Source organism: Bradyrhizobium sp. UFLA06-24, assembly GCF_054967145.1.
The window spans coordinates 36,320-48,417 of record NZ_JADFUE010000048.1 but is presented as its reverse complement, the minus strand read 5'-3'; the positions used below and the strand labels follow the sequence as shown (position 1 = coordinate 48,417).

General features: G+C 59.0%; 5 protein-coding genes and 1 pseudogene. 3 read left to right on the top strand and 3 right to left on the bottom strand.

Annotation, left to right across the window (positions count from 1 at the left end):
• Positions 1-347 precede the first annotated feature (347 nt).
• Positions 348-1,270 (bottom strand): annotated as a pseudogene (locus tag IF809_RS28765) (IS630 family transposase).
• Positions 1,271-1,643: 373 nt separating this feature from the next.
• Positions 1,644-3,221, bottom strand: a complete 1,578-nt coding sequence (locus IF809_RS28760) for a porin (protein WP_453997393.1) — start codon at positions 3,219-3,221, stop codon at positions 1,644-1,646.
• Between the two features lie 226 nt (positions 3,222-3,447).
• On the opposite strand from IF809_RS28760, the gene IF809_RS28755 reads away from it, so the two are divergent.
• Positions 3,448-5,058: a tyrosine-type recombinase/integrase gene (locus IF809_RS28755; protein WP_462839229.1), complete on the top strand. Its 1,611-nt coding sequence runs from the start codon at positions 3,448-3,450 to the stop codon at positions 5,056-5,058.
• A gap of 185 nt (positions 5,059-5,243) precedes the next feature.
• On the opposite strand, the gene IF809_RS28750 is transcribed toward IF809_RS28755, so the two are convergent.
• A complete protein-coding gene (locus IF809_RS28750; RefSeq protein WP_462839228.1) occupies positions 5,244-7,715 on the bottom strand; it encodes a hypothetical protein in 2,472 nt (823 codons plus the stop codon).
• A gap of 133 nt (positions 7,716-7,848) precedes the next feature.
• Between IF809_RS28750 and IF809_RS28745 the strand changes: the two genes are divergently transcribed.
• Complete coding sequence (locus IF809_RS28745; protein ID WP_462839227.1) at positions 7,849-8,544, top strand: recombinase family protein; 696 nt, start codon at positions 7,849-7,851, stop codon at positions 8,542-8,544.
• Positions 8,545-9,959: 1,415 nt separating this feature from the next.
• Positions 9,960-11,909, top strand: a complete 1,950-nt coding sequence (locus tag IF809_RS28740; RefSeq protein WP_462839226.1) for a DEAD/DEAH box helicase family protein — start codon at positions 9,960-9,962, stop codon at positions 11,907-11,909.
• Positions 11,910-12,098 lie beyond the last annotated feature (189 nt).

Genomic DNA, 12,098 nt, shown 5'->3' with positions numbered 1-12,098 from the left:
TCTCCAGAGAGGGGCTCCTGCGCTTCGTCTACCCAAATAGCATGGATTGGGGGATACGACGTTTACCCGCTGTAGGCGCATGTGCGTGGGAGAGGCGTTTGCGATCCCCAGCCTCCCCGTGAACAAAAGGAGGAAAGCCAATGAAGATGCTCGCAGCATCCACTCTAACTCTCGCTTCCCTGTTGACCGGGTCAGTGAGCGCCGCCCCTATTCGGCGAGCCGCCGCCAAGACAAGCAACGGTCCCTATGTCGGGTGCTCTCTCTCGGGCGCCGCGGTAAGCGGCTGCAGAAACGTTCTCCACTTCAAGACTTACTAGAGCATGATGTTTTTATACGGAAACATAGCCTCAGTTTTTGAAGTAGTTGGTGCACTCGGCCTCGGAGAAGAGATCGAGGAGTTCACCAACCTTTCTCCAGGTTGCCTCCACGTTGCGGGGCTCCGCAGCTCGCATGAGATGTTTGAGTTTGGCGAAGACCTGCTCGATCGGATTGAGGTCGGGGCTGTAGGGCGGCAGGAAGATCCGGTGGGCGCCTCTCGCGCGGATAGCTTGGCGAGCCGCTTTGCCCTTGTGGCTGCCAAGATTGTCGAGAACGACGATCTCGCCCGGTGCGAGGGTGGGTGCCAACACCTTTTCGACGCACAGCGTGAAGAGTTCACCATTGATAGGGCCATCAATCACCCAAGGCGCACTGATCCGATCGTGGCGCAGCGCCGCGATGAAGGTCATGGTCTGCCAATGGCCGAAAGGTGCAGATGCTTGGAGGCGCTGCCCACAAGGCCCCAGCCGCGTAGCGGCGCCATATTGGTCTTGATCCACGTCTCGTCGATAAACACCAACCGCGCAATGTCGATTCCTGCCTTGATGCGCTTTCCAGCGGGTCCGCTTACGGGCGACGTCTGGGCGATCCTGCTCGGCTGGTAGAAGCTTTTTTTGAAGCTGAGCCCCTCGGCGTGAACAAAAGTCCACACCGCCCGCACGTCTGTCTTGATCCCCCGTGCAGCCAGCTCCTGCGTCAGCTTGCGCAAGGTGAATGGCCCCGAGCGAATGCGTTTGCGCAGCCAGTCGGCGTTGGCATCCGACAGAACCCGCTTCTTGTGGCCGCCGATCTGGCCGGGCGCCAGGCCTCCGGTATCCCGTCTCAGATTCTTCCACTTCGTCACGCAGGAGGGGCTGATCTGGAGCGCCTCGGCAATCGAACGAACCGTTTCCCCTGCGTCAGCTCGCGCTAAAGCCCGTTCCCGGATGTCTTCCGAATAGGGTCGCGTCATCCATGCTGGCCTCCGCCCTCCAACATCGAGGTTGAATCAGAAATCGTTCCCGGTGGGAATCCCGATTCCAGTCAAAAACAACATGCTCTAAGAGTGCCGAAGTAACAGGATGGAGAGGGGTTGGACGGATATCGAGAGCTCCTATTATTGAAGAGCCCTCGACCTGAAATAACGATGGGTTCGGTTTGGACTATTTGGGGAGGCTTTCCTCGGCGGCCTTTTCGCACGAAGGCCGACACGAGGTCGCCTTTGCGGCCTTGCCAGAGCACAGCTTTGCGTCGACCGCCATGGGTACCCCATTCGGACAAACCTACCAAAAGAAGAGCCCCGGCGGTTTCCCGCCGGGGCTCTCTGTCAGGTCGTTAGACCGAACTTACCAGTTGCGCTGAGCGCGCAGGAGCAGGGTGACCGTGTCCTGATCCTTGAGGTCGTAAACCGCAGCCGGCTTGGCAGTGGTGCCGGAGCCGCCGTAGGCGAAGCTGCCAGCATACTTCTGGTCGACGCGGAGCCAGTTGAGGTCAGCCGAGAACGTGAGGTTCTTGACCGGGGTCCAGCGGGTGATGACACCAACCGAGCCGACTGCGAAGTCGGGGTTGCAAGCCGTCACGCCAGCCAGGCCGCCGAACACGCCGCCGGTGCCAGTGGCGCCGCAGAGCGCGGTCTTGGCAACGGTGCCAAACTGCGCCTGAGCGTAAGCGCCGTACAGCGAGGTGTTCCAGTAGGGATCCCAATTGTGGGTGTAAGCACCACGGAAGCCCCAGGTCTTGACCGTCTCCTGCGAACCGCCGGTGATGAACACCGTATCCGGAGCATTGGCGAAGCCGACGCTCTGGTAAGAACCCACGGTCGACGCGCCCGAGAACATCGAGTAGCTGCTGCCCGCGAGGTTCTGGAAGTTGTAGCGGGTCGCACCATCGGTGTAGACCGCCTGCACGTTGATCGTGTCACCCGCGCCGGTCGGGATGTTTTTGATCGACAGAGCGAGCTGAACTGCCCAACCCCACTTGTCATCGGGGTGGCCAGTCGGCTCGGTCGCGCCGTAGTAGGCAACGTGGTTGTCATGCGCCGCAACCGACGCCTGGAACAGACCCCAAGCCTGGTCGACACGCACCGCACCGACGAGGTTCGGAGAACGCGAACCGCCGATGGCGTTGACGCCGTAGGCGCCACCGACCATGCCGGCTACGCTTGCGCCGGTCAGGTTCTGGTTGCCGGCCTGATAGTAAGCCGTGGCATCTTCCGCCGAGAATGAAGCCGTCACGCCCTGCCCGAAGTCAGCGGTGTAGCTGAACTGCGTGACACCAGTGACCGTGCCGGAACCGCCGGGGAGCGAGTCAAAGTTGTTGCCGGGATAGTTGGTCCAGGGCGCGTCGAACTGCGACACGGCCTTACCCATCGTGAAGCCAGCGAACTGGATGAAGGCGTAGTACACGCCGAGCGAACCGGCCGAGGTGTTGCCGTCGGTGCCATTGATGGAGGAACCAACGAGAGCGGGAACTGCACCCGAGGTGTTCAGAGCCAGCGTGCCGCTGTAGGCGGTGCCGCCGAACGCGCTGCCGGTACCGTTGTAGTTACCGGTCGTCCACGAGAACACGCCGTCGAAGAAGGTACGGACAACGCCGTATTCGGTGGCGGTGCGCGTGTCGATGTTCAGGTCTTCACGAGCGCGGATGGTGTAGTAGTTCGTCAGACGGTTGCGCGCGCCGTTGTTGCCGGTGAGCTGACCACTGAAGTCCGAGTTGGTGTTCAGCGCGACTTCAGCGCGCAGATAACCACCCAGCTTGATGCAGGTGTCGGTGCCCGGGATGTAGTAGAAACCCGCACCGTACAGCGAGCAGATCTTCACGTATTCGACCGCCTTGGCCTTCACGGGGAGATCGGCTGCCTGCGCTCCGCCCACGGCGATCAGACCCGCCGCTGAGCCGAGCAAAAGGCTCTTAACCAACTTCATGTTAAACCTCCAAGTTGCTCTTCAGGGAAGGTCACTGACCCGAACGGCCAATTCCCCAACCCCCTCTAAATCACCGCTTTGGCCACCTTCGCGTCTTCGGACACACCCGCATGAACGCGAGGGACTTAAGCGATCCGAATTGCCGGGGCGCTGAGGTCAGAGAAATCAGTAACTTACTGATTGCCAATGCTATTTGGATGCTTGTAGGTACAAGGCATCGTACAAAATGGCACTGGCAATGGCTGGACTGACTCGGACTTCGACCGGCGCATACGTGGCCCGAAAGGTGATTCCGAAGGACATCCGAACGGAATACGCGGCGAGATACGGGAACGCCTGGGAAGAGAAGTTCCGTCTGGAAAACTCGGCCTCCGAGCACGAGGCCCGGGCGCGGTTTGGCGAGTGGTTGGCAGACGTTGAGACTCGCATCGGGCGCCTCAGAGCGGCCAAGAAGAAAGGCCCCCAGCCCCTCACCCGTCACGACGCCTACGCCTTGTCAGGTCGGTGGTACACTTGGTTCATCAACCGGCATGAACGTGACCTGCGTACACCGGCCCACTGGAGGACCTTGGCGGACAATTTGCTGTGGAACATTATCCGCCCGCACGCACCCCAAGAATACGAGCGGAGCCACGGCGACGATCCGGATTGGGACTGGCGATTGGACCCGCAAGTGCGAGAGGCGATACGCCCCGACATGGCGGGCGTGGCACAGACGGCCGCTTTCCTAGGAGAAATGGAACTCAGCTTGTTTTCGGATTCAACTGACCTGTTTATCGATGCCGTGAGTGACAGTGTGTTGCCAGCCCTTCAGCGGCTGGAGGCGCTCGCGGGCGGGGATTATTCTCCAGATGATCATCCGCAGAGCCTGCCGCAATTTAAAGAACGCAATGTGGCTCAGCCCTTGAGGGCAATGGAGCTATTCGACGCTTGGATCAAGGCGGTGCAGCCTGCGGAAGGAACGGTATATCGGTGGGCAACGGTTTTTAAGGAAGCGGACCGATATTTTTCTGACGTAAAGCAAATCAACTACGACCGAGCCAAGGAGTGGATGAAGGGGCTCATCAATGACAAGCGGTCGGCCAACACTGTTGCGACAGCATGGCGCACGGCGCTGAAGACGGTTTTTGCGTGGGGCGTTGCGGAAAAGATGGTGGACAACAATCCCTTTCCGGAGGTGCGCATCAGCGTGCCTCGGAAAAACACGGAACGTGAGACGAAGGCGTTTGATGACTCGGAAGTAAGAACCATCCTCTCAGCCGCGCTACGCTGCAAGGATAGCAAATCGTACCGAGAACGGGCCTTGCGCTGGGTGCCGTGGATCTGTGCCTATACCGGAGCGCGCGCGGGTGAAATTACGCAGCTTCGGGCTAGTGATATTCTGCATCGAGACGGAGCATATTTCGCCCGCCTAACACCATCCGCAGGAAAGATCAAAACGCGAAAAGCACGAACCGTGCCTCTGCATGAGCACCTCGTGGCACAAGGGTTTCTTGAGTTCGTTGAAAGAGCGCAGGGACAACCGCTATTTTACAATCTGCGCAGATCTGATCGGCAGAACGGGAAGACGCGCCCCAGACAGAGCCCGGCTGAACGCATGAGATCACAAGTCGGAAGTTGGGTTCGTTCGTTAGGCATCACTGATCCTGAAGTAAGCCCAAACCACGCTTGGCGGCACACCTTCAAGGCTCAAGCGGCACGAGTCGGGATAGACGAGCGTTACAGTGACGCGATCACAGGGCACACGCCCGCAACTATCGGCCGATCCTATACGAAACCTCTCCCTAGCGATCTAGCTGAAGCACTGAAGAGGTTTCCAAGGTATTCGCTGGATTGACGCCAGCGGGATACGAACGCTTTGGCAAGTTTCACCCGACTAAGTCCCCGGCGGCGACTTCGCCCGGGCCGTACAGTTAGGTGGGATTGCCCCCGAGCGCCCTAAACTTACTGACAAACTGAGAGTTTATGCCGCTCACCTGTGCGGTCTGGATCGCCGTTTTGTGTCGGTAGCAATAGGCGGAGTTAGCTTGCTGCCGCAGCGGCGCCGCTCGAAGGCCCGTAGTTTCTTTGCGCTGATGCGAGCGCGCGCTTCAGGTTGCTATCAAACTCCGCCTGCATGTTCCGCATCGGGTGCGCACACCACTCCTTCGGCAGCCCTCTACGAATGCTCTCCTCATATAGACTGGTGTAAAGCTCAGACATGTAAGCGAAGAACGCTTGCGCCCTCTCCTTCCGCAGCTTCAGCTTAGAGATGGTGTTGCGCTCTGCGTATATCTTGTTGGTCAGCCCCTTCAACTCCAGCCACACCTCCTCGTCCGAGATGAAGGTGTCCATCATGACATTTTCGATGAAGACGAAGTTAGCGATGAACGTGCGGACGATATGGCCGCCTAAGCGGCTCACCACAAAATTTGACTCGAAGGTAGGGCTACTGTGAGAGGTCGTGTGGATGAAGCGCAACTCGCAAAGGTCAGAGAGCACCTTCGCAATCAAGTTGTCACCAAAGCCGATCTCCCGGACATGCTTGCGGATTTCGGACCCCTCCAGATGCCGAAACGCCTTTTCGCTGCTTAAATTCACGATGGCCGACAACACAAAGAGGCGGAGAAGTTGCGCCTCCGATTTGGCGAGTCTTGAATCAAATGGATTGCCGAGCGGCGAAAACTCCTCGAAGTAAACTTGCTGGTTGCTCAGCATGATCGCTCGCAGCGCTTCGTGCTGCGGCATGATGTATCGTCCCGTGGACTGAAAGACCCGCAGCGCCTTCCCGGACGCCGTCCAGCCAGATTGTAGAAATTCCCGGGTCATCCGCAGAGCGAGGCGGATGTCCGAGGTTGCAAGGACCTCGATCAGGTTCCCGAGTTCGGTTCCAAGCACTGACATTTGAACCAGATCGATTACCACGCCGAGACTGGAAAGATGGACCTCCGCCCCGTTTTCAGCCGTAAAGCTAGCCGATCGGCCTTCTAAAAGCTGCCTTGCAACGAAGAACCGTTTCGAGAGAACCGCCTGCACCGCAGGGGCATCAATTGCAACGGGATCAAAATCAAAGGCATCAAACACCGCCGTATGTCGATGGCGCACGTAGGTTGCTTCACGCATGGAACAGACCAGATTGATTTTGAGGCGTTGAGCCAACGCCATTGCGTCGCCAAAAATGCGCGCTTGGACCCCATCGTCCTCGAACTGATCGACATTATCGATGACCAGGAATACAGGGACGTTTTTGGCGACATAGCGCAGCACCTTCTCGACGTAAGGCAAGGTGCTTTCGTAATCCGCCATCAACAGGTGCGAGATCCGCCGCTTTCTTTCGCCCTCGTCGTTCGCCAGAAGATACAGCGGTCCCTTGAAGAGCGCATCAATCTCTTCCTTGTAGGCGTGCTGAATGCACCGGTCGTAATTCGAGAGATATGGCTCGGCGTTTATACGCTCTTTGAGTTCCTTGGCGAGAAAATCCAGAGGAATTTGGCTTGCGGAGTACGTCCTGAAGTCCACGTATAACCAGTGTGGATACGCCCGCCCCGCATGCGGTGCAAAAAGGTCTCGGGCCCCAACTCGCTTGGTAAATTCTAGGAATGTTGTCTTGCCAGAGCCCACTTGTCCCAGCACAAGCACGGCGACCGGCCGGGACCGAGCGGCCGCATCCCGTACTACGGCTGTCACGGCGCGGTCACTGTCCTTCATTGGCCGGACTGGCGCCTTTGCCGTCACCGCTTCCTTTTTCGCCACGTGCATCTTGATCCGGTGATCAAACCGGACCCTCTCGGGCGTCTTTACATAGCACTTTTCGAGCAAATCAGGATCGTTATTCACCACGTCTTCGGTGAAGGCGGTGGTGACAGCATCCTCGATCAGAGGAAACAAGCTATGCCTGCTGATCTTGGAGAAGCTCGTGGTGAAGAACCGATTTAATCGCCGATCATCAACTTGATTTTCAATTCGCCCCAGCAGCTCGGTCTCCAGGCTGCCGTTGATGACCGCTTCTCTCGAAAGCAGATCGTGAAACTCGGCATAGTCATCGTGCAGCGCCGATTGAAGCGTTTTGAAAATGATCGCCGATGACTCGTGAAACGGAACTTGATCGATCCTTGTTGCTGGGAAAACGATCCAACTGTTTCCGTTGGTGACCACCGCGAACGGTATCGAGAGTTTTCTCGCATAATCGCGTGCTTGAATAATGGCGTCCCCAGTCGCGCCAGTCAGGAGCTTGCGGCTGAGCTGCGCGCGGCGAACGTCCGGAACCTCTGAGAAAGTGACTCCGACTTTCTTCGCCTCAACTACCATGGCGGTCATGCCGGTCCGAATAGTGTAATCGGCCCAAGTCGTCTGACCGTCCTCTGAAACGCGGTCTTCCGGGTCGATGTCAGCATGCGTCCAGCCCAGGACACCGTACAGCACATCGTTGATGACCTTGAGACGCGTCGCTGCCTCGTTTGCGTCATGCAACACCAGGTGCTCGTACTGCGCCAAAATCTCCTGGGGCGTGGGCATCAGAACTCCTAGCGGGCGATTCCCCACGAAGAATACACCACGGCGCTGTCCCCGCTCTCAAATCTTACCCGTAAGAACGGTTGTATAAATTCTAAATGGACGTATAGTTTCTATACACCTTAGGAACGCGGCCATGACCCCAAGGGCACTCGTCGCCTACATCCGAGTATCCACGTCGCAGCAAGGCCGATCTGGGCTCGGCATCGAAGCTCAGCGTGAAGCGCTCCGGCGTTTCGCCAGCGCAGAAGGCTTTGAGGTCGCCCGGGAGTTTGTAGAGGTCGAAACGGGAAAGGGAGCGGACGCCTTGGAGCGCCGCCCGCAACTCAGGACGGCCCTCGCGGCCGCGCGCAAACTCAAGTGCCACGTGGCGGTCGCCAAACTGGACCGGCTCAGCCGCGACGTTCATTTCATTTCGGGCCTTATGGCCCACAAGGTCCCATTCCTGGTCGCGGAGCTTGGTCCGGACGTGGACCCTTTCGTCCTCCACCTATTTGCTGCGCTGGCGGAGAAGGAACGCGCTCTGATCGCCACCCGCACTCGGCAAGCGCTTGCCGCTGCGAAGGCCCGTGGCGTGTCGCTCGGAAACCCCAAACTGCACAGGGCGCGGACGACCGCCGTGGCGACGATCAAGGCGGAAGCCGACAAGCATGCGGCCAACGTGATCCCACTCATCCGCGAAGCCCAGAAAGCCGGTGCAAGCACTTTGCGCGAAATTGCGGAGGCGTTGAACGCGCGCGGAGTGGCGACGCCGCGAGGCGGCCAATGGTACGCGACGAGCGTCAAGAACATGTTGGATCGCGCCCCGCGGCCCACGCGAGCCCACGTGTAAGCTCAGGAGCGAACGATGGTCTATCTCACGGTCTTCGCAGTCTTCCTCGCCGGAGTCGCCGTTTCATTGGAATGTGGGGCAGCAGCTATGGTGTTCTTGGGTGTGGCGTATGGCGTCGCCAGGTATCTCGTGTAGCGACCGCACACCTATGGACTACTCGTGGTGCCCTCTGGATCAGGCGTGCGCGCTAGTCGTCATCGTCGCCATCTTTGCCAATCGTCCTTGGGTCCAATCCTCGACTCCAATCACGATCAGGTCCTAAACCGCCGCCCGGAGCAATCGACAAACCGCCTCCGGGGCCAATGGACTGTCCGCCATCGGGACCAATCGAGAGGCCGCCGCCAGGGCTGATAGAGAGACCACCACCCGGCCCGATTGATCGTCCTCCCCCAGGACCTATTGAGTCGCAGCCCCCAGGCCCAATTGAACCTTGGACGCAGTTCCTCCACGCTTGCGCACTAGTTGGGGCTGGGCACAGACAGCACAGCGCCAACACACCAATTACCGAAACAGTTTTCATCAAGCCCTCTTCAGCCTTCCGACGCGTTTTAGTCGCCGCGTGTGGCGCTGAGCAATCGCAACTTTTGTCATGCCCCGCTGCAACGGGTCCCCTTTGCGACGGGTCCCCTTTTGGGCTCATTTTGGAGATTCGGTTTTCGAAAGGGCGAGTAAAGGCCGTTGCTGCTGCTCAGCTCAGAGCAGGAAGTTGTGTCCCCCGAGATTTGCACAAGCCGACCCACAAGAATCCAAGAGCGCGCTTCGCTCACCGGGTCCCCTTGGGTCCGGGTCCCCTTCGCGCCACGGGTCCCATGTGGTCACTTTTGGGTGCTCGTGGAAGGCTGCAAAATCTTCCGCAGAACCGGGCGCATTTGAGCCTTATGTGGAACGCTTTCAACGGCTTACCTATTGAGACCCCTCACTCTTAGAGGAAGGCGCGCGCGCCACGGTCCGAGTGTGGTGCGATTGTGGCGCACTTCAGGGGAAAATGCCGTTAGCTCAACGACTTCGATCAATCTACCCCCCACTCTTACACAGAACGCAATTCGCACACGCAGCGCGAGGCGCGCGAGAACGCCCCGACAACACCCACAAGAACCCAAGAGTATCCACCGGCCAGATATAGGCCCTTGCTGACTCAGAAATGCCCGCGGGTGCGTTTGGGGGCTCCGGGCGCGGAGAGCACCTGCGCCTGACAGCTCTCCCGTGGGGTCCACGTGGACGCCCGTGGGGGCACCTCAGCACCGATCAGACCAGCGGGTCCCCGGTAGCCTCTCAGTGACAATAAACGAGGCTTACGCCCTGCGATTAATCACCTTCGGAACGCACCCCTCTAACCTCTAAGAAGATCATCTTTAGAGCTTTCAAGGGGTCGTTTCCTCAACATCGATCAATTCCAAATAAGGAAACCACCACCAATGCACGGCAACATCGGCCTGCACGAGCAATACGCGCTTGTGTCGCCGCAGGATTTCTCAGACCGCATGAACGACCGCTGGACGCACGACCTTTCCCTGTGCTCCTCGCAAGCCCTTCGGGACCTATGGAGGGTAATGGGCTCGACTTTCCGAGATGCCATCAGGGACACCGCGAAGAACCTCGTGATGCCTTGGCGGGTCCTGCAACCTCCAACGGGCTCCGGGAAGACTCAGGGTGCCTGTGTGTACTCAGCGATGCAAGCTGAGCTGAACCACACGCGCCCCCACGAGCACCCCGTGGGCATACTGATTGTAACACGCCTAATCGAACAGGCCGACGACCTCGTAAAGACCATAAATGCTTTGGCAGGCCGGACGGTCGCCGTTGCCAATCATTCCGCCAGCCGCGCCGCGCCTCAACAGCTCCAAGAGAGCGACGTGTTGGTCATAACCCATCAAGCTTACGTCAACGCCTCCCATAGCCTCTCGGGGCAGCGCGCCGCGACATGGGAGCGCCTCACAGAGTGGCGAGGAGGCAAGCGGCTTCTGACGATCATTGATGAAGCGTTGGCGAACGCCATTGAGGCCAGCAAGGTCACGACCAGCAGCCTCGCCCAGGTCATCGGATATATTCCGATCGAGGTCCGCAAAGCGTATCCACAACAAGTCACCGCGCTCGAACGGCTCAACGGAGTGCTCGTGGCTCTCGTGGATGCTCAGGGAGAGCGGGACAACGCCGCGTGCATGCTGTGGCAGGAGCACACTGCTCCAACCGATTTGGCACAGCTCCGGGAAGCCATGTGGGCGCAGCCTTATGACCGCACGGTCCTTGACAAGGACAGCCCGGAAGACAGAAGCCGGATTGCGAGGCGTGTGGACGACGTCTTGAAGGACGCTGAAGCCATCCTAGATCAGTTCGCCTATTACGCCCAAAAAGGGCGCGAGCACACAATCAACTCAGCGGCGCTGATGGTCCCGTTGGGGACTCCCGGCCCTGTCGTCCTCGACGCGACAGCACGCCAGAACTTTCTATGGGATCTTTTCGAGGATCGCGCGAAGATCACCCCCGTGCCGCACGGCGTTCGGGACTACAGCCGCGTGGTGCTGCACGTCGCGCGCACCCCTAGCGGCTTAGGCAAGTCCAGCATGATCAAGCACGCACCCGAGCGTTTTCCTCGTTTGCTGGACGCGCTGGAGAGAGAGCTTGCCCCCGAACGCTCCGTATTCCTATGCGTCCACAGAGCGGTTGAGCACATTGCGCTGACCTATAAGACGCATTTCACGAAGCTTGACGTTGGCCATTGGGGCGCAGTTGACGGGCGCAATGCGTGGGCGGACTACGATACGGCGGTCATATTCGGTTTGCCTTATCGGGATCAGATCTGGGCCAACAACACGTTCTTCGCACTTCAGGGGGCACAGGACGACGCGTGGCTGAGAGCGCCGAAGTGGAACGGACACAACGATGTGCGCGAGGTTCTGAAGCAAAGGCAATTGTCGGTGTCCATCATTCAGGCCATCAACCGAATTTGCTGCCGCAAGGTCATCGACTCGCACGGCCGGAGTCCCAGCGCAGACATCTACCTCGTGCTGCCGACCAGCATCCTAGGGGACGACATCTTACAAGACATCTTGGCCGATATGCCTGGGCTCGTTGTCAAAGATTGGCATTTCTCGGTGGACGGCCCGAAGCTCCGCAGAGCTCGCAAGGGCACGTCGCACGAAGCGCTGCTGAGCCTCATGAGCAATAAGCTCCCCGGTGAAATGCCAGTGAGCGCGATTCAGCGCGCGTTGTCTCTGACGCCGACCGCCCTGAAGAAGCTGCGGCAGGTTCTTTCGGATGGCGATCACCGCACCACGGCGGCGCTGCGCGAAATGGGGGTCGAGTATGTCGTTAGAGGTGCGGGGCGCGGGGCCAAGAGCTTCCTGGTGAAGCACAAGAAAAACTAAACGACAATGGCTGGGCACGCTGCTTCCCAAAAAGGAGCGCATGGCCGGTCTTTTTGCTGGAAGGCCCGGTAGGGCTTCAGCTGGACGCGCAGGGGTCGCTCAGGTCAACATTGGGAGGCGTGTCTCATTGCGGTCTAGACCCTTAGAGCAAATGTCTCAAAAATCCGAACTCGATACTACTGAGACGCC

Bases quoted from the DNA above. Each gene is read 5' to 3' on its own strand.
- IF809_RS28750 (WP_462839228.1), bottom strand. From the start codon at position 7,715: ATGCCCACGCCCCAGGAGATTTTGGCGCAGTACGAGCACCTGGTGTTG.
- IF809_RS28740 (WP_462839226.1), top strand. From the start codon at position 9,960: ATGCACGGCAACATCGGCCTGCACGAGCAATACGCGCTTGTGTCGCCG.
- IF809_RS28745 (WP_462839227.1), top strand. From the start codon at position 7,849: ATGACCCCAAGGGCACTCGTCGCCTACATCCGAGTATCCACGTCGCAG.
- IF809_RS28755 (WP_462839229.1), top strand. From the start codon at position 3,448: ATGGCACTGGCAATGGCTGGACTGACTCGGACTTCGACCGGCGCATAC.
- IF809_RS28760 (WP_453997393.1), bottom strand. From the start codon at position 3,221: ATGAAGTTGGTTAAGAGCCTTTTGCTCGGCTCAGCGGCGGGTCTGATC.